Annotated in this window: 21 protein-coding genes; 3 read left to right on the plus strand and 18 right to left on the minus strand. The window is 31.8% G+C overall.

Annotated elements, in window-relative coordinates; translation table 11 throughout:
* Nucleotides 1-28 precede the first annotated feature (28 nt).
* From BB045_RS07460 to BB045_RS07530, 15 genes are all read right to left on the minus strand, one after another.
* On the minus strand, nt 29-1,357 hold the full coding sequence (locus tag BB045_RS07460; protein ID WP_075140633.1) for a dihydrolipoamide acetyltransferase family protein: 1,329 nt from the start codon (nt 1,355-1,357) through the stop codon (nt 29-31).
* Nucleotides 1,358-1,369: 12 nt separating this feature from the next.
* A complete protein-coding gene (locus tag BB045_RS07465) occupies nt 1,370-2,353 on the minus strand; it encodes an alpha-ketoacid dehydrogenase subunit beta (protein ID WP_075140634.1) in 984 nt (327 codons plus the stop codon).
* Complete coding sequence (locus tag BB045_RS07470) at nt 2,346-3,347, minus strand: thiamine pyrophosphate-dependent dehydrogenase E1 component subunit alpha (protein WP_070442870.1); 1,002 nt, start codon at nt 3,345-3,347, stop codon at nt 2,346-2,348. Before BB045_RS07470 ends, BB045_RS07465 begins: the two co-directional genes overlap by 8 nt.
* 17 nt (nt 3,348-3,364) lie before the next feature.
* Nucleotides 3,365-4,789: a dihydrolipoyl dehydrogenase gene (gene lpdA / locus BB045_RS07475; protein WP_075140635.1), complete on the minus strand. Its 1,425-nt coding sequence runs from the start codon at nt 4,787-4,789 to the stop codon at nt 3,365-3,367.
* A gap of 176 nt (nt 4,790-4,965) precedes the next feature.
* Nucleotides 4,966-6,651, minus strand: coding sequence for a DNA repair protein RecN (gene recN, locus BB045_RS07480; protein ID WP_070861539.1), 1,686 nt, complete (start codon nt 6,649-6,651; stop codon nt 4,966-4,968).
* Nucleotides 6,652-6,666: 15 nt separating this feature from the next.
* Nucleotides 6,667-7,119, minus strand: a complete 453-nt coding sequence (ahrC, locus tag BB045_RS07485; RefSeq protein WP_037550574.1) for a transcriptional regulator AhrC/ArgR — start codon at nt 7,117-7,119, stop codon at nt 6,667-6,669.
* Between the two features lie 296 nt (nt 7,120-7,415).
* On the minus strand, nt 7,416-8,297 hold the full coding sequence (locus BB045_RS07490) for a polyprenyl synthetase family protein (RefSeq protein ID WP_075140636.1): 882 nt from the start codon (nt 8,295-8,297) through the stop codon (nt 7,416-7,418).
* Nucleotides 8,275-8,505 carry an exodeoxyribonuclease VII small subunit gene (locus tag BB045_RS07495; RefSeq protein ID WP_011275689.1) on the minus strand — a complete coding sequence of 77 codons (231 nt, stop codon included), beginning with the start codon at nt 8,503-8,505 and terminating at the stop codon, nt 8,275-8,277. Before BB045_RS07495 ends, BB045_RS07490 begins: the two co-directional genes overlap by 23 nt.
* Nucleotides 8,498-9,835: an exodeoxyribonuclease VII large subunit gene (gene xseA / locus BB045_RS07500; RefSeq protein WP_070581620.1), complete on the minus strand. Its 1,338-nt coding sequence runs from the start codon at nt 9,833-9,835 to the stop codon at nt 8,498-8,500. Before xseA ends, BB045_RS07495 begins: the two co-directional genes overlap by 8 nt.
* 18 nt (nt 9,836-9,853) lie before the next feature.
* Nucleotides 9,854-10,240, minus strand: coding sequence for a transcription antitermination factor NusB (gene nusB, locus BB045_RS07505; RefSeq protein ID WP_011275687.1), 387 nt, complete (start codon nt 10,238-10,240; stop codon nt 9,854-9,856).
* 31 nt (nt 10,241-10,271) lie between these two features.
* Nucleotides 10,272-10,631 (minus strand): Asp23/Gls24 family envelope stress response protein, encoded by a 360-nt coding sequence (locus BB045_RS07510; protein ID WP_011275686.1) that lies wholly within the window; start codon nt 10,629-10,631, stop codon nt 10,272-10,274.
* Nucleotides 10,632-10,644: 13 nt separating this feature from the next.
* On the minus strand, nt 10,645-12,000 hold the full coding sequence (accC, locus tag BB045_RS07515) for an acetyl-CoA carboxylase biotin carboxylase subunit (RefSeq protein WP_037536540.1): 1,356 nt from the start codon (nt 11,998-12,000) through the stop codon (nt 10,645-10,647).
* Nucleotides 12,000-12,485 (minus strand): acetyl-CoA carboxylase biotin carboxyl carrier protein, encoded by a 486-nt coding sequence (gene accB / locus BB045_RS07520; protein WP_070442849.1) that lies wholly within the window; start codon nt 12,483-12,485, stop codon nt 12,000-12,002. The genes accC and accB overlap by 1 nt, the downstream gene beginning before the upstream one ends.
* A 217-nt stretch (nt 12,486-12,702) precedes the next feature.
* Nucleotides 12,703-13,260: an elongation factor P gene (efp, locus tag BB045_RS07525; protein WP_011275683.1), complete on the minus strand. Its 558-nt coding sequence runs from the start codon at nt 13,258-13,260 to the stop codon at nt 12,703-12,705.
* A gap of 27 nt (nt 13,261-13,287) precedes the next feature.
* Nucleotides 13,288-14,346 (minus strand): M24 family metallopeptidase, encoded by a 1,059-nt coding sequence (locus BB045_RS07530; RefSeq protein WP_070581618.1) that lies wholly within the window; start codon nt 14,344-14,346, stop codon nt 13,288-13,290.
* Between the two features lie 103 nt (nt 14,347-14,449).
* Here BB045_RS07530 and BB045_RS07535 point away from each other — a divergent pair, with 103 nt between their 5' ends.
* Nucleotides 14,450-15,031, plus strand: coding sequence for a putative periplasmic lipoprotein (locus BB045_RS07535; RefSeq protein WP_070442843.1), 582 nt, complete (start codon nt 14,450-14,452; stop codon nt 15,029-15,031).
* A gap of 14 nt (nt 15,032-15,045) precedes the next feature.
* Entirely contained in the window at nt 15,046-15,261 is a 216-nt protein-coding gene (locus tag BB045_RS07540; protein WP_011275680.1) for an SA1362 family protein, read from the plus strand.
* Between the two features lie 43 nt (nt 15,262-15,304).
* Here the strand turns inward: BB045_RS07540 and BB045_RS07545 are convergent, their stop codons facing one another.
* On the minus strand, nt 15,305-16,135 hold the full coding sequence (locus tag BB045_RS07545) for a lipoate--protein ligase family protein (RefSeq protein WP_070581615.1): 831 nt from the start codon (nt 16,133-16,135) through the stop codon (nt 15,305-15,307).
* A gap of 151 nt (nt 16,136-16,286) precedes the next feature.
* On the opposite strand from BB045_RS07545, the gene BB045_RS07550 reads away from it, so the two are divergent.
* Nucleotides 16,287-16,673: a rhodanese-like domain-containing protein gene (locus tag BB045_RS07550; RefSeq protein ID WP_011275678.1), complete on the plus strand. Its 387-nt coding sequence runs from the start codon at nt 16,287-16,289 to the stop codon at nt 16,671-16,673.
* 178 nt (nt 16,674-16,851) lie between these two features.
* Here the strand turns inward: BB045_RS07550 and gcvPB are convergent, their stop codons facing one another.
* Nucleotides 16,852-18,330, minus strand: coding sequence for an aminomethyl-transferring glycine dehydrogenase subunit GcvPB (gene gcvPB / locus BB045_RS07555; protein ID WP_070581614.1), 1,479 nt, complete (start codon nt 18,328-18,330; stop codon nt 16,852-16,854).
* Nucleotides 18,317-19,669: an aminomethyl-transferring glycine dehydrogenase subunit GcvPA gene (gcvPA, locus tag BB045_RS07560; RefSeq protein ID WP_016931107.1), complete on the minus strand. Its 1,353-nt coding sequence runs from the start codon at nt 19,667-19,669 to the stop codon at nt 18,317-18,319. The genes gcvPB and gcvPA overlap by 14 nt, the downstream gene beginning before the upstream one ends.
* Between the last annotated feature and the right edge of the window lie 16 nt (nt 19,670-19,685).

The raw sequence follows: 19,685 nt of genomic DNA on the forward strand, positions 1-19,685 counted from the left end.
TCCAGGGAATATGATATATCATTTTAAACTAGTAAATACTTGTATTTTCTATTGTGAATTGTTCAATACGTTCTTTAACTTGAGACATGAAGCGCCCTGTTTGAACACCATCAAGTATTCTATGATCAATCGAAATACACAAATTCACCATGCTTCTAATTGCAATCATATCATCAATAACGACTGGTTTTTTTACAATAGATTCTACTTGTAAAATCGCTGCTTGTGGATGATTTATAATTCCCATTGATGAAACGGATCCAAATGTACCGGTATTATTAACGGTAAATGTTCCACCAGACATATCTTCTTGTGATAATTGTTTATTTCTTGCTTTAAGTGCTAGTTCATTTATCTCTCTAGCAATACCTTTGATTGATTTTTCATCAGCGTGTTTAATAACAGGAACATATAATTTATCTTCATCTGCTACAGCAATTGAAATATTAATATCTTTATGAAGAATAATTTCTTCTCCATCCCAGCTACTATTTAATAGTGGGTTTGATTTTAATGCTTCTGCAACAGCTTTTACAAAGAATGCAAAGAAAGTTAAATTATAACCTTCGTTCTGTTTGAACGAATTTTTATGATGATTTCTAATTTTAACTAAGTTAGTTGCATCAACTTCAAGCATCATCCAACCATGAGGGATTTCAGTTACACTTGTCACCATGTTTTGAGCTATTGCTTTACGAACACCTTTGACTGGTATAGATTGACTAATTTGACTCTGATTAGAATCCACGTTGGATTTCGTATGTTCAAAACTAGATTGTGAATTGTTATTTATTTCAGGTTCCGGATGACTTGAATTAATATAATTTTCAATATCTTTTTTAGTCACACGTCCTTCAAAACCTGTGCCAGGAACTAATGATAAATCAATGTCATTTTCAGATGCAATTTTAAAAACTACTGGTGAATATCGACCGTTATTAAGTAAAGATGCTTGTGTATGTGCATTTGTTTTAACAGAATGATGAACTTCTTTATCAGAAGTATTTTTTGAAGCCGATGCTGACGTTTCGACTGTTAAAGTATCATTACCATTTATATTTAAATTTGTTGAATCCTTAACGGTTTCAATATCGATATTTTTAGTGTTGGTAGAATTATCTGTTTCAGAAGTTTCAATTTTACAAATAACATGATCTATTTGAACGGTTTCACCTTCTGAAACTAAAATTTCAGTGATAGTACCAGAAACAGTTGAAGGTACTTCAGCAGTTACTTTATCAGTAATTACCTCACATAAGGGTTCATATTCATCAACATAGTCACCCACTGAAATAAGCCATTGCTCAATAGTACCTTCATGAACACTTTCGCCTAGTTTTGGCATTTTTATATCCATAACTTTTCCTCCTTAAAATTGTGCAAGTTCTCGCATTTTTTCTAAGATTTTATCAGGATTCATCATAACTTCATTTTCAAGATTAGGAGAAAATGGCATTGAAGGAACATCTGGTCCAGCTAATCTCATAATAGGTGCATCAAGTTCAAATAAACAGTTTTCAGCTATGATTGCAGAGACTTCTGACATGACACTGCCCTCAAGATTATCTTCTGTTACTAATAAAATCTTGCCATTCATTTTAGCACGTTTAATAATTGTTTCTTTATCTAGAGGATAAACAGTTCTCAAATCAACTATTTCAACACTAATACCATCTGCTGCTAAAATATCAGCAACTTGCATACAATAATTTACACACAAACCATATGTAAATACAGTTATGTCATTCCCTTCACGTTTTACATCAGCTTTTCCAAGAGGAACTGTATAATAATCTTCTGGCACTTCTTCTTTCAAGAAGCGATATGCTTTTTTATGTTCAAAGAATAATACTGGATCATTTGACTCAATAGAGGATAATAATAATCCTTTAGCATCATAAGGAGATGAAGGTATGACAATAGTTAGCCCCGGTGTAGACGCAAAGATGCTCTCGATACTTTGAGAATGATATAAACCACCATGTACCCCACCACCAAAGGGTGCTCTGATTGTGATAGGACATTGCCAGTCATTATTTGAACGATAGCGCATTTTAGCTGCTTCACTAATAATTTGATTAACTGCTGGAAGTATAAAATCTGCGAATTGAATTTCTGCAATTGGTCGTTTACCAATCATTGCTGCTCCAATAGCAGTCCCTACAATATTAGATTCAGCCAAAGGTGTATCTATTACTCTTTCAACACCATATTTGTCTTGAAGACCTCTAGTTGCACCAAAAACGCCACCTTTACGTCCTACATCTTCACCTAATATAAATACGTTATTATCATGTTCCATGGCTAGGTCTTGCGCTTGTTGTATTGCTTCAATATAACTCATTTTACTCATTGCCCATACCTCCTTCTGGGTCATAAACAAATTGATATGTTTCTTCTACAGATGGATATGGCGCTTTTTCTGCATCTTTAGTGGCTTTATTAATAATTTCTTTATGCTCTTGCTCTATATTGTCTAACCATTCTTGATTAATAATCTCTTTTTCTAATAAATAATCTTTAAATTTAAGGTTACAATCAAAAGTTTTTAATGCTTCTCTTTCTTTTTTCGTACGATATGTATCATCATCATCTGAAGAATGTGGTGTCATACGATGTGTTATAGCTTCAATTAGAGTGGCACCCTCACCATTTAGTGCACGTTCTCTAGCATCTTTCATAGCTTTATACATTGCTATCGGATCATCCCCATCTACTGTCTCACCATATATGCCATATCCTAAGGCTCTATCAGAAAGTTTTTCTGCGGCGTATTGTAATGTATTAGGCACAGATATCGCATATTTATTATTGATGATGACACAAACAAATGGTAATTTATGAACGCCTGCAAAGTTTAAACCCTCATGAAAATCTCCTTGATTTGAACTTCCCTCACCGACAGTTGCCGTAGCAATATTTGGTTTTTTATCCATTTTTAAAGCTAATGCAGCTCCAACTGAATGTGGTATTTGTGTAGCAACTGGAGAACTTTGTGATAATATGCCCTTTTCACGATGACTAAAATGGGAGGGCATTTGTTTTCCTCCAGAATTAATATCATCTTTTTTTCCAAATGAAGCTAGCATTGTATCATATGGAGAAATCCCCATAAAAGTAACAAATGCTAAATCTCTATAATATGGAGATGAAATATCTCCTTCTTTCATAGCGTATGCCATTCCTATTTGTGTAGCCTCTTGTCCTTGTCCACTAACAACAAATGGAATTTTACCTGCGCGGTTTAATAACCATAATCGTTCATCTACTTTTCTACCTAAATCCATCCATTTATAGATTTCTTTAAGGTCTTCTTCTGAAAGTCCGACAGATTTATAATCAATCATCTTTTATGTTCCTCCTGTTAAATGTTTATTGCTCTATTTTCTACTTTCAATCCCAATTCCATAAGTACTTCTGATATAGAAGGATGTGCATGTGTTGTCAGACCTAACTCAATTGCTGAACCATTCATAAATTGCAATAAAGAGGCTTCGTTGATTAATTCAGTAACCTGAGGACCTATCATATTAATACCGATAATTTCATTAGTTTCATCATTAATTATCATTTCACAAAATCCTCTGTCATTAGTAGTTTCCTCTATAACTGCTTTACCAATTGCATTAAAGCTTACTTTAAATGATTTGGTTTTAATGTTTTTGGCTTCGGCTGATTCTTTATTGTAACCAATTGAAGCAACTTCTGGGTGTGTATATATGCATTTCGGCATCTTGTCATAATTTAGAGGTAGGCCATTGCCATTAAACATGTGTTCAACAGCAAGTATTGCCTCTTTAGAAGATACATGTGCTAATTGAAGCTTACCTATGCAATCACCTGCAGCATAAATATGCTTATCTTCGGTTTGTAAAAAGTCATTAACAAGTATATTACCGTTATCATCAATTTTAATTTTAGTATTATTTAATCCTATATCATCAGTATTAGGCTTGCGACCAATTGATACTAAAACTTTTTCTACTTCTATAGTTTTATCTTTATTTACTTGTATAGTTACAGAATTAGAGTTGACTGTAACTGCAGATTCATTTAAAGCGCAATTTTCATAGAACGTTACTCCTCTTGCTATAAGTGATGTTTTTAGAAAATTTGCAATTTGAGCACTCTCATTAGGCAAGATTCGTTCGCCAGCCTCTATCACACTAACATTTACACCTAAGTCAATTAATAAAGAAGCAAATTCAAGACCTATCACTCCACCGCCAATGATTGCTATGCTTGCAGGTAAATCTGTGAATTGCAATATGTCATTACTAGATAGAACTGTATTGTGATTGAAAGGCAAGAATGGTAATTGAGTTGGTAGTGAACCTGTAGCTATCAATACATTCTGATTAGGTAATAATTCAGATTCTCCATTATCATATTCAACTGAAATGGTACCACTTTGAGGTGAGAAAATAGATGTCCCCATAATTCTACCTTTGCCATTAAATATATCTATGTGATTTTTCTGCATTAAACTTTCAATACCTTGATGCATTTGATTAACAATTTTGTCTTTACGTTTCATCATAGATTTTAAGTCAAATGAATATTGACCAACATTCACTCCAAAATGAACTGAATCTTTAACTGTTCTTAAAATTTCAGCAGATTTTAATAAAGCTTTTGTAGGAATACATCCTTTGTGAAGACAAGTGCCACCCAACAAAGATTTCTCTACTATAGCTACTTTTTTACCTAATTGTGATGCTCGAATTGCCGCTACATAACCAGCGGTTCCTCCACCTAAGATGACTAGGTCATATTGCTTTTCACTCATAATTTTACTCCTAACTTGCTTTGCGATTGGATTTAATAACGTTAATCTGTAAGTGACTTTAAATTTTAAATGAATTTAGTAACTCAATGAGTAGGTTACATATAAAATTAAAATATTCATTTTATAATGTTAATATTTATTTTACAGCAATTATAAATATTAATAAATTCAATGAATTACTTACTACTTTTTCTTTGATTTTGGCTAATCATTTCTTTTGCATTTTCTTTAGTTAATTTAGTAACACTAGCACCAGAAATCATTCGTGCGATTTCATCAATTTTATCATCATTTTCTAATTCTTTAACTTGAGTTGTTGTACGATCATCATTGGATGCTTTACTAATTAATAAATGATGATTACTCATAGATGCAACTTGTGGTAAGTGCGAAATACATATTACTTGAATATATTCAGCTATATCTCTCATTTTTTCAGCCATTTTTTGAGCAGCTTGTCCTGACACTCCTGAATCTACCTCATCAAATAAAATTGCAGTTTGTCCCCTTGATTGTACAAAAATACTTTTTAGGGCTAGCATAATACGAGACAACTCACCGCCAGATGCAATTTTATTTAAACTTTTGAGTGGTTCCCCTTTATTAGGACTGATTAAAAACTCTACAAATTCTATACCATCAATTGTTGGTTTATCTAATAATTGGAATGAAATTTCTAAATTAGCATCTTTCATTTGTAAATTTTGTATTTCAGAAACGATATGATCTCTTAATGTTCGAGCTACTGAACGACGCTCTCTAGATAACACTTTGCCTTTTGACATCACTTCATTATATAATTGACTAATTTCCTCACGTAATTGTGATGTACTTTCTTCATAATTTTCGATTTTGGCTATTTCATTTTGAAGCTTATCTTTGTATGTAATTAATTCATAAATGTCTTTGCCATATTTCCTTTTAAGATTGTTTAATAAATTCATTCGTGATTCTAGCTCATTAAGCATTTGCTCATCAAATTCAGTGTTTGACATTTCATCATATAACTCGTGCTTAGCATCTTCAAGCGTGTAATAAAATTGATCAATATCCTCTTTTAATTTACTAAATTTATCAGGCAAAATATCATCTATAGATTGTAAATGATTACTTAATTCATATAGTCTATCTGTAATTGCATGCTCATCAGTCAAGGTGACATGCGCATTATTAAGCGCCATGCTTAGTTTTTCGGAATTTTGAATTCTACGTATATCGACTTCTAATTGCTCAATTTCGCCCTCTTTTAAAGAAGCTTCTTCTAATTCTTCATATTGAAATTTCATTAAATCCAAACGTTGAAGTAATGCTTGGTCTGCAGACTCTAATTCTTCTAATTCCTTTGTTTTACTTTTATATTGATTAAACACATTTTGATATTTTTCTTTAGTTGATAAATACTTGTCTTCTGCATAATCATCTAATAATTTTAAATGATACTTCTGTTTAAGAAGTGTCTGTGTTTCATGTTGACCATGAATATCTAATAGTTCTTGCATAACTTTTCGCAAATCTTGAAGCGTAACAATTTGATTATTCAATCTACAAATACTTTTACCAGTGCTAAATATTTCTCTTTTTACTAATAAGAAGTCCTCGTCGATTTCTATATCAAGATTATGAAGTATATGAATAACATCTTTATTTTCATCTATATCAAATATACCTTCAATAATCGCTTTCTTTTCACCATGTCGAACATAATCTGATGATGCACGCATTCCAATTAACTGGCCAATCGCATCTATGATGATTGATTTACCTGAACCCGTTTCACCACTTAGAACTGTTAATCCATCTGAAAAATGAATTTCTAATTCATCAATAATTGCAAATTGTTTTATTGATAAGGTTTGTAACATGAATTCATCGCATCCTTATAATAAATTGAAAATTCTTGTTTTAATTGTATTACTTGCGTCTTCATCTTTACAAATTAAAAGGCAAGTATCATCACCACATATAGTACCGAGAACTTCATCCCAATCGATTTGGTCTAGTATAGCGCCAATAGATTGAGCGTTACCAGGTAAGGTTTTTAAGACGAGTAGATTACCTGTACCTTCTATATTCACAAATGAGTCCATGAGATAACGACCCAATTTTTCTAATGGATGGTATTTTCGATCATTAGGCAAGCTATATACATACTGACCTGATGTTGCAGGAACTTTGATTAACTGTAATTCTTTAATATCACGTGATACGGTAGCTTGCGTAACATTAAGGTCGTATTCATTAAGACGTTTTACTAGTTCGTCTTGAGTTTCTATTTGTTCGCTTGAGATAATTTCTCTAATCTTTATGTGTCTCACAGATTTTTTTGCCATTATGAACACTCCTATTTTCGAATAATTATACAATAATTTTAACACATCATTTTTTTTACTACTACTATTGTTATTATGCATACTTAACTGATAACTCAATAATCGTAAATTGTTTTAATTAAATACTAATAGGTACAATTAGTTAATTTGTATTGAAAAAATGTATAAACGAATAAATAAATATGTAAACTAAAATTAGGATATAAATGTAATACCACAATTTAAAATAGTGTACTAAAACACCCTTCAACGCCAGTTTTTAAACAGTAGCTTTGAAGGGTTAATATTAATGATAATTAATGATCACGTGTGTAGAAAAGCTCAACGATATCTAATAGAGGTTTAATATCATAGTGAGAAGAAAGTTGTTCTATTGATTCTATGGCAGCATCTTTATGGAAATTTAATTTATTTTCAGCACCATCTTTACCTAATAAAGAAACATACGTACTTTTGTGATTTTCGATGTCACTACCAACTTTTTTTCCTAATTTAGATTCATCACCATATACGTCGAGCAAATCATCTTTAATTTGGAACATCAAACCCATATGATTACTAAAATCTTCAAGAGATTGTGATGTAGACTTGTCTACTTTAGCAATATCTGCTGCACTTAATACCGCGAATTGAAGTAATGCTCCTGTTTTAGCTTTATGTATCCGTTCAAGTGTATCCAAATCAACAGGTTTATCTTCACTTTGCATGTCTAATGTTTGTCCTCCGACCATGCCTAAGTGACCACTGTTATGCGCTAATCTGGAAAGTATTTTAACTTTGACGTCAGATTCTAATAATTCATCATCAGCAATGATTTCAAATGCCTTAGTTAGTAGTGCATCACCAGCTAGAATAGCTTTCCATTCACCATAGACTTTGTGATTGGTAAGTTTACCACGACGGTAATCATCATTATCCATCGCAGGAAGATCATCATGAATTAAAGAATATGTGTGAATCATTTCCAATGCCAATGCAGTTTTTTTACATTTTTTATAATCTTGATTTAATACATCTAATGTTAAAAATAAAAGAAGTGGTCTTATTCTTTTACCACCTGCATTGAGAGAATATTGCATACTTTCTTCTAGATTAGTATTTAGTGGTGAAGTTTCGATTACACCGTCAAGAGCACTATTAATTTGATCAATTAATTCATTCATTGACTTCTTTGCCATTTTCTTCATCCTCTGCTTCATCTTTAATAAGTTGATTTACTTTCTTTTCAGCATCTTTAAGTGTTGCATCACATGTTGCAGAAAGTTTCATACCACGTTGATATAACTCTAATGATTCTTCTAATGATACAGTCTCATTATCTAACTTTTGAACGATATTTTCTAACTCTTGCATCATTTCTTCAAAACTTTGTTGATCTTTACTCATGTTCACACCTAACCTTTTTAACGATGGCATCTACGCTACCATCTTTCATTGCTAATGTAATTTCATCATCTTTACTTAAATCCTGTGTACTTGTAATGACTTTATCATCTTTATTAATAATAGAATAGCCTCTTAACATAGTATTAGTAGGACTTAAATTATTTAATAGTTCAACTTTATTTTTGAGCTCTAATTTATTATTATGAATGTTTTTAATTGTTAGATTTGATAAACGATTTTTTACATTCATTAGTTGCTTACTATTTTGTAATATAGTTTGATTTAATGTTTTTACATTAAAATTCTGATGAAGAACTTTTAATTGATATTTTTTATTCTCAATTTTGGATAATAATAATTGAGTTAGTTGTCTTTCTAAATCATCTTTGCGTTGTATCTGTTGATCGTATAATAATGAGGGTTGTTTAAACTTATAATAAGATGCTAAATGATCTAGTTGTTTATGTTGTTTTTCAAGATATTGTTTAATATACCTTGATAATGAAAATTGGTATTGCTTAATTTGTTGCATCAATTCGTACTGGTCTGGAGTCGCCATAACTGCAGCTTGTGTTGGTGTTGCTGCTCTGACATCTGCTACGAAATCACTGAGTGTAAAATCGGTTTCATGTCCAACAGCTGAAATAATGGGTGTTTGACACTCAAAAATCGCTTTAACAACATCTTCTTCATTAAAGTTCCATAAATCTTCTATAGATCCACCACCACGGCCTACTATAATAGTATCAACGCCAAGTGAATCAGCATACTTAATATTTTTTATAATATCCTCTTTGGCTTGTGTACCTTGTACTAAAGTACTTATTTGGATTTTATCGGCCAAAGGATATCTACTATTTATTGTAGATTGAATATCTCTAATTGCGGCACCAGTACTAGCAGTTAAGATTGCAATTTTCTTAGGGAATCGAGAAATAGGCTTTTTATGTTCATTATTAAAAAAGCCTTCTTTTTTTAATTTTTGTTTTAATTGTTCTAACTTTTGATACAAGTTCCCTATACCATCTAATTCCATTTTATTCACATAAATTTGATAATTTCCACGTCGTTCATATACTGAAACACGTGCTTCTAAAAGAACTTCATCACCTTCTTTTGGCTCAAAAGTAAGCTGACTCGCATTACCTTTAAACATCATTGCACTTATCACACTATCCTTATCTTTAACGTTGAAATAAAGGTGTCCACTTGAATGTTTTTTAAAGTTAGATAGTTCACCTTTTAGTAAGATAGATTGCAAGTGTGGGTCCTGATCAAATTTATATTTAATATATTTCGTTAAAGTTGTAACGCTTAAGTATTCAGACATTGTCATCACTCAAATTAATTATTTTATGTTACTCAACACACCATTTATAAATTTATAATGCTCATCGTCGCTAAATTGTTTTGCTAATTCTACAGCTTCATTAATGATTACTTTTGGTGGTGTATCACTATGCAATAATTCAAATGTAGCCATTCGTAATATTATTCGGTCTGTTTTTAATAAACGTTGAAGTGACCAATCTTTAAGATGTGGCTTAATAGTATCATCTAGAACTGGCTCATGATCTTTAACACCTGTTACTAACCAGTGTATAAAATCAAAGTCTAATTCAGGCTCATCATCTTTTATGAAATTAATGGCTTCATTTATTGTTAATTCTGTGTCTTTCATTTCTAACTGAAACAAAGTTTGAAATGCTTGCATTCTTGATTCTTTACGACTCATAAATAACTCCTTATTAAATGTAATCTATATATTATTCGACAGTAATATGCATGATGTGAACGTTAATTTCTTTTGGCTCAATAGCAGTCATCGTTTTAATTGAGTTAAAAATAGATGTTTGAATTTTGCTTGCAAATTTTGAAATATTTATACCATGCTTAATAGAGCAATATACATCAATTTGAATGCCATCTTCTTTAACATCAATTTTTAAATTTCTATTGAGGTTTTTACGACTTATTTTTTCAATGTTACTATTTTTCAATTCTGAAAAATGTCCAGTTACCCCTTCTACCTCAGAAACAGCTATACTTGCAACTACAGAAATAACTTCAGGTGCAATTTCAATTTTACCTAAGTTTGAATTTGAATAATCTGCTACTTTAACCATTTGGTTTAACCTCCTACTCCTCGTCATCCATAATATTATATTGTTCTAAGAAGTTAGTATTAAAAGATCCACTTCTAAATATATCATTATTCATAAGTTTTAAATGGAAAGGAATTGTTGTATCGATTCCTAAAATTAAATACTCACTTAATGCTCTAATACCAGTCATAATTGCTTCATCACGCGTTGGTTCATGAACAATGAGTTTAGCTACCATAGAATCATAATATGGAGGAATTGTATAATTTGTATAACAAGCTGATTCGATTCTCACACCATATCCGCCTGGAGCTAGGTATTGTGTGATTTTACCAGGAGATGGCATGAAGTTCTTATATGGATTTTCAGCATTTATACGATATTCTATTGCATGACCATTGATGGTAATATCTTCTTGAGTGTATGGCAGTGCTTCACCCATCGCAACTTTTAGTTGTAATTTTACTAAATCAATGCCAGTAACCATTTCAGTGACAGGATGTTCAACTTGAATACGTGTATTCATTTCCATAAAATAAAATTGATTATCATTTAAATCATATATAAATTCAATAGTACCTGCATTTTCATAATTAACTGCTTTTGCGGCTCTTATAGCTGCATTACCCATCTCTTCACGTTGCTCATCAGATAAAATAGGCGATGGAGATTCTTCGACTAACTTTTGCATGCGTCTTTGAATCGTACAATCTCTCTCTCCGAGATGAATGACATTTCCATGTTGATCTCCAATAATTTGAATTTCAATGTGACGGAAGTTCTCAATAAATTTTTCAAGGTAAAGACCGCCATTACCAAAAGCAGTTTCTGCTTCTTGTTGAGTCATACGATAGCCATTCTCAAGCTCTTTCTCTGTTCTAGCCACTCGTATACCTTTTCCACCACCACCTGCAGTAGCTTTAATAATTACTGGATATCCAATTTCTTTAGCAATTTGTTTTGCATCTGAAATGGTTGTAACTAGCCCATCACTACCTGGAACAACTGGGACATTAGCTGCAATCATTTCTGCTTTTGCAACGTCTTTGATGCCCATTTTTTGGATAGACTCATAGCTAGGACCGATAAATTTCAATTGGCATGCTTCACACAACTCTGCAAAGTCACCATTCTCAGCTAAAAAGCCATATCCTGGGTGAATACCATCACAACCGGTTGAAGTCGCAATTGATAATATATTTGGAATGTTCAAATAAGAATCTTTAGACTGAGTTGGACCAACGCAATATGCTTCATCAGCAATTTGAGTATGTAACGCGTCTTTGTCACCCTCAGAATAAATGGCAACAGTTTGTATGCCTAAATCATGACAAGCTCTAATGATTCTAACCGCAATTTCTCCACGATTAGCGATTAAGATTTTTTTCATTATTTCACCTTAAATAACGGTTGGCCATACTCTACCATTTGTCCGTCCTCTACTAATATTTCAACTATTTCTCCAGTAACCTCAGCTTGTATTTCGTTAAATAATTTCATTGCTTCTAAGATGCACACTGTAGATTCATTGGTAACTTTATCTCCGACTTGAACAAATGCATCTTCTTCTGGCGATGGCGATTTATAAAATGTACCCACCATAGGGGCATTGATTGTTTGGTATGATGAATCATCTGTATCGATTTGATCATTATTTTGTGGAACAGGTGATTCTGTTGCACTTTGATTTGGTGTTGCCATCGTTGATGCTGCTGGTGCTAATGGTGTTTGTTGTGTATATTGCGGTGTAATTATTTCTGTCTCTTTCTGTTTTTTTAGGTTGACTACACTACCTTTGTTATCTTCAATATTAATTTCAGTTAAACTTGATTGATTAAGAATTTCGATTAATTCTTTTATTTCTTTAAAATTCATAAGTTACTGACTCCTTGAATTAGTTTTCATCTACCAATATATTTTACTTGACTGAACTTGCCAATTCAAGCATGTGTCATTTTAGGGAATTACATCTTACTATTTAATACTTACTATTATTGATAAATGGACTTTTGTAATTTATATAAAATAACGATTTAGATATTAAAAAAAGTCTTTCCAATTAGTAATTTAGAAAGACTTTAGCTAGTGTTAACTAAGCTCTTGAGATATAGCTTCCGTCGCTAGTGTTAATAACTAATACATCACCTTCATTAACGAATAAAGGTACATTTAGAGTATAACCTGTTTCAACTGTAGCTGATTTAGTTGCTCCAGTGGCAGTATCACCTTTGATACCTGGCTCAGTTTCAGTAACTTCTAATTCAACAGTTTTAGGTAGTTCAACTCCGATTGTTTCACCTTCATATGATTGGATCTGAACTTCCATGTTAGCTTTTAAATATTTTAATTCATCTTTTAAATAATCAGCTGATAATTCAGTTTGATCAAACGTCTCATTATCCATGAATACATGATTATCTCCATCAGCATATAAATATTGCATACGACGATTTTCAATCATCGCTTGTTCAACTTTTTCCCCAGCTCTAAATGTCTTTTCTTGAATTGCACCTGTTCTTAAATTACGTAATTTAGAACGTACAAATGCAGAACCTTTACCTGGTTTTACATGTTGGAAATCGATAACTTTCCAAATGCCATTATCTACTGAAATTGTTAAACCTGTTTTAAAATCATTAACCGAAATCATTCAGTTTCCTCCTCAAATATGCGCTTTCTATAAAATAATAAGGTCTTTTGTACATTTAGTAAAGACTTCACAACCATTTTCAGTTATTAAAATGTCATCTTCTATGCGTACACCACCAAGACCATCAACATAAATACCTGGTTCAATAGTAACACAATTATTTACTTCTACTATACCGTTTGCATTTTTAGATAATAGTGGTCCCTCATGTATGTCTAAACCAATACCATGTCCAAGAGAGTGGCCAAATGCTTCTCCATAACCGTGAGATTCAATATAGTCTCTTGATAACGCGTCAGCCTCAGCTACAGTCATTCCAGCTTTGATTTCGTTTATTGCTTTAATTTGGGAATTGAGAACGATGTTATAAATATCTTTCATCTTGGGGTCAGGTTCCCCAATAGCAAATGTTCTTGTTATATCAGAGCAATATCCTCTGTAGTATGCCCCAAAATCAAGCGTAATCATATCGCCTTGCTCTATGACTTTATCGCTTGCTACACCATGAGGTAAAGCGCCTCTATTGCCAGATGCTACAATCGTGTCAAATGAAGGGCCATCTGCTCCTAATTCTAACATTTTAGCTTCTAATTTAGCTTTTAATTCTCTTTCAGTCATTCCAACCTTTGCAATATCTAATACATAGTTATATGTATCATCAACTATTTTAGCAGCGTATTTGATCTTTTCTATCTCTTCGGGTGTCTTTATTTCCCTGATTTTTTCAATCTCATTGCCAATAGAGATTAATTTAGCTTTCGATTGATCTAATGTTTGGTATGTATCGTAACTCACTAAGTGTCCTTCAAAACCAACATGATTAAATTGTTCATTATTAATAATTTCTACAATCGCTTCAATTAAACCACCACTGCGTTTGATGATGTTAAATTCAGTTGCCTGATTAGTTGCTTGTTCAATATATCGAAAATCAGTAATTAATTGATAGTTATTTTTTGAAATTATTAATGCACCACTTGTACCAGTGAAATCTGATAAATATCTACGATTATAATCTGATAAAATAACTAAAGCATCTAATTGTTGAACCTCTAGTAAGTCTTTAACTTTTGCTAATTTATTCATACAAATCACTCCTAGTATAACGTTTGTACATTTGCTCTATTTACATTAAAATAATAGCATAATTATTTTAGAAATAAAGAGATTTTGGTTTAGGGAGATTTTAATGAAAAAATTAATCGTTATAATTGGAGCTTCATGTTTATTGGTTGGTTGTGGCTCTCAAAATTTAGGACCATTGGAAGATAAGACAACCAAATTAAGAGATCAAAACCATAACTTGAAGTTAGATATTCAACAGCTAAATCAAGATATAAGTAATCAAAAAGCACAGGTTGAGGCTCTTAATAAAGATAAAAAAAATGTTTCCAAAACAGTTGATAATAATAAAGAAGCCAAATTTTTAGATGCTTCGTCTAAATATTATCAAGATATTACTAAAATTATTAGTAATTATAATCAGTTGGATTTGTCTAAAAATAAGAAAGAAGACAAAAAGCAAAATCTTGAAAAATTAAATACTATTGCTAATGGTATTGATGATGCTTATGGTAAATATAAGGGTGCCGTAACTAAAAAAGATTTATCTAGTGCAAATAAAAATGAAGATAAAAATATTAGACAAATTAACAAAGAGTTACAATCAGCATTTAAAGATATTAAAAGCGGATATGAAAATAATAATACGAATAAATTGAATAAAGGTAAGACTAAACTATCTCAAGTGAACATGTCTAACAATTCATAATAGGAGTTTTTGATTTGAAAAATATATTATTTTATTTAGTAATTTTAATCGCTGCGATTGGCTTGATTTTGAATTTAAATGTATTCATGATGTCTTTTGCTAAAACGATTTTCACCTTTTTAATCATTGCGTTAATTATTTATTTAATATACTATTTCTTTTTCTTAACTGAAGATCAACGTAAATATAGGAGAGCAGCAAGAAAATATAAAAAGAGAAATAGAAAATAAAAATAATCATAGGATGACCAATTATTAGCCATCCTATGATTTTTTATTTTTTATATAACCATTCATCAGAACGATATTTTTCTTCTAATTCTTTTACTTCTTTTATTTGATCATCTGATAAAGTAAGTGGTTTAAATTCTATGTTTAACCCCTTTTTAAATCCTTCTTCAAATGCTTTTTCCATCTCTTCAATTGATATATGTCTATCAGCAATATCATTAATCGCTACAGCTTTATCAACAAACGCTTTTTTCATCTTATCTTTTAGACGATCATTTTTGAAAATGAACATATCGAACAGCTCATCAACGTTAACATCTTGTAATAAGGAACCATGTTGTAGTATAACGCCTTTTTGTCTAGTTTGAGCGCTTCCTGCAATTTTTCTGCCTTCAACAACTAATTCATACCAACTAGGTGCATCAAAACAAACAGCACTTCGAGGTTGTTTTAATTTTTCTCGTTCTTCTTTGGAACGTGGAATCGCAAAATATGCTTCAAAACCTAACAATTTAAATCCTTCAAGTAATCCTTCAGAAATGACACGATATGCTTCAGTTACGGTAGAAGGCATATTAGGATGTTCTTCCGAAACAATAACACTATATGTTAATTCTTTATCATGAAGAACCCCTCTACCACCAGTTTGTCTTCTTACTAATCCAAATCCTTTTTCTTTAACTTTATCAATGTCAATTTCTTTCTTTAATCTTTGAAAATACCCTACAGATAACGTTGCAGGATTCCAAGTGTAAAATCTGACAACAGGGTCAATTTCCCCTCTTGATACGAAGTTTAAGAGTGCTTCATCCATTGCCATATTATAATATGGATCATGGCTTCCTGTATTTATAAAATTCCATGTCTCTGTCATAAAATAATCTCCAATCACAACATATAATTATCTATAGAAAAATATTAAATTTTACATATAAATCTTTGATAAAAATAGCTAATAAAAAATTTTGATAAATTTAGCTAACAGCCTTATAATTATAATATCGGTTAATTAGGGAGGATGCAATATGAATGTATCTTTGATTATAGCTTTAGCTATTATAGTCATAATTATTTTATATATGCTTGGAAATTGGTTTATGAATAAACGAGCAGTCACTGAACTTGAGCAGAATGAATTTCACAAAGGTTTAAGAAAAGCCCAAGTGATTGATGTTCGTGAGAAAGTAGACTATGATTACGGACATATTAACGGCGCTCGTAATATTCCAATATCAATGTTTAGTCAAAGATATCAAGGTTTACGTAAAGATCAACCTATTTATCTTTGTGATGCAAACGGTGTTGCAGGGTATCGTGCAGCACGTATCCTTAAAAAAAATGGCTATAAAGATATTTATATGTTAAAAGGTGGATACAAAAAATGGACAGGTAAGATTAAAACTAAAAAATAATCTCTTGTCTGCTTACTAACTCTTAAAGATGTTCTTTAAGAGTTTTTTAATTATTTATGTGAAAATCATTTAGAAACGTTATCTAAATATAGAATAAACATAAAATATTTCACATAAAATTAAAATAAGGAAGACCCTATAATCAATTAAATTGGTTACAGGGTCAAAGTTTTGAATATTATTCTTTTTCTTCATGTAGATTATCAAATTTTAAAACAGGCTTACGCGCAGCTGTAGTTTCATCTAATCTATCAATTATTGTATTATGTGGTGCTTCTAATACTTTATCTGGATCATTTTTAGCTTCTTCAGCAATTTGAATCATAGCATCAATAAAGTAATCTAACGTTTCTTTAGATTCTGTTTCAGTTGGTTCAATCATCATACCTTCCTCAACGTTAAGTGGGAAGTAGATTGTTGGTGGATGAACACCAAAGTCTAATAAACGTTTTGCCATGTCTAATGTACGGACACCATGTTCTTTTTGTTTAGAACCACTTAATACGAATTCATGTTTACAATATTGTTCATATGGTATTTCATAGTGGTCTTTTAAGCTAGCTTTAATATAGTTAGCATTAAGAACTGCTGCTTCAGAAACCTCTCTTAAACCTTCAGCACCCATAGTTCTGATATATGTGTACGCTCTTAAGTAAATACCAAAGTTACCGTAGAATGGTTTTACACGTCCAATTGAGTTTTTAATATCATTATCGTATTTAAAAGTATCTCCATCTTTGATTACCATTGGCTTTGGTAAATAACTAGCTAATTCTTTTTTTACACCAACTGGACCTGAACCTGGACCACCGCCACCGTGAGGACCAGTGAAAGTTTTGTGTAAGTTTAAATGTACCGCATCAAATCCCATATCTCCAGGACGTACTTTATCCATAATGGCATTTAAGTTTGCACCGTCATAGTATAATAATCCGCCTGCTTCATGTACAATTTCACGGATTTCCATGATGTTTTTCTCGAAAATACCTAAAGTGTTAGGATTAGTTAACATTATTGCAGCAGTATTTTCATTAACAACGCGTTTTAAGTCTTCGATATCAACTTCACCACGTTCATTTGATTTAACTGTAACAGCTTTAAAACCAGCAAACGACGCAGATGCAGGGTTTGTACCATGAGCTGAGTCAGGAACAATAACTTCATCACGATGACCTTCACCATTATCTAAATGATACGCTTTGAAAATCATTAAAGCAGTCCACTCACCATGAGCACCTGCAGCTGGTTGTAATGTAACTTCATCCATACCAGTAATTTCTTTAAGTTCTTCTTGTAAACTATACACAATTTCTAAAGAACCTTGAACTTGCTCTTCTTCTTGTAAAGGATGTGACTCTGCAAATCCAGGTATGCGAGCAACTTTTTCATTGATTTTAGGATTATATTTCATAGTACATGATCCAAGTGGATAAAAACCTGAATCTACACCAAAGTTTTTATTTGATAATTCAGTATAATGACGAACTAAATCTAATTCTGCAACTTCAGGAAACTCTGCTTTATTTTTACGAATAAATTTATCATCAAGAATACTTTCAACTGAATCTGTTTTTATATCGCTTTGAGGTAATGAGTATGCATATCTACTTTCTCTAGATCTTTCAAAAATTAATGGACTTGATTTACTTACTACCATTTAGCTCACCAGCTTTCTTAACAAATGTATCAATTTCATCTTTAGTTCTTAATTCAGTAACAGCAATTAACATATGATTTTCAAAATCTGCTGAGGCTTCACCTAAATCAAAGCCTCCAATGAAACCATGTTCTGCTAATTTTTTATTTATATCTTTGATTGGTTGATCGAATTTGACAACAAATTCATTGAATGAAGTACCATCAAGCACTTCAAAACCATTGTCTTTAAATTGATTTTTAGCATAATTTGCGTGTTCTAAGTTTTGAACTGCAATGTCGTAAATACCTTGTTTACCAAGAGCTGACATAGCAATTGATGATGCAAGTGCGTTTAATGCTTGGTTTGAACAGATATTAGAAGTGGCTTTATCACGACGAATATGTTGTTCACGGGCTTGTAAAGTTAGAACGAATCCACGGTTACCTTCATCATCTTGTGTTTGTCCCACTAATCTACCAGGCACTTTACGCATTAATTTTTTTGTAGTTGCGAAATAACCACAGTGTGGTCCACCAAATTGTGTTGGTATACCAAATGGTTGTGTGTCTCCTACTACAATATCAGCACCAAATGAACCTGGAGGTGTCAATAGGCCTAAAGCTAGTGGATTAGCATAAACGATAAATAATGCTTTTTTGCCTTCAATAAATGATTGAATTTTTTCTAAGTCTTCCACTGAACCATAGAAGTTTGGATATTGAACTGCTACTGCAGCAGTTTCATCGTCTACAGCCTGTTCTAATTTTTCTAAGTCTGTAATTGTTCCATCTAAATCAACTTCAACAATTTCAAACTCTTCTCTAACTTTAACGTAAGTTTTTAACACTTGAAGTGCTTGATAATGAAGACCTTTAGATACTACAATTTTATTTTTCTTAGTATGATTAAATGCTAAGATACAAGCTTCAGCAAAACTAGTGATACCATCATACATAGATGAGTTAGCTACATCCATATCTGTTAATTCACAAATTAATGTTTGGAATTCAAAAATCGCTTGTAATTCACCTTGTGAAATTTCTGGTTGATATGGTGTATATGCTGTATAGAATTCAGAACGTGAAATCATTGCATCTACAACAGCTGGAGCATAATGGTCATAAACGCCAGCACCTAGGAAAGACGCATGAGTTTCTTTAGTTACGTTTTTATTAGCAACTGTATTAAGTCTTCTTAATAAAGAAGTTTCAGCTTCACCACTAGCAATATTTAAATCTCTATTTAGTAAAATATCTTTTGGCACATCTCCGAACAATTCATTAATTGAACTTGCGCCAATTTTATCAAGCATTTCTTTTTTATCTTTTTCAGTTAATGGTATATAACGATGACTCACAATACACACCCCTTAA

Source organism: Staphylococcus sp. MB377 (assembly GCF_001922505.1).
Taxonomy (GTDB): domain Bacteria; phylum Bacillota; class Bacilli; order Staphylococcales; family Staphylococcaceae; genus Staphylococcus; species Staphylococcus haemolyticus.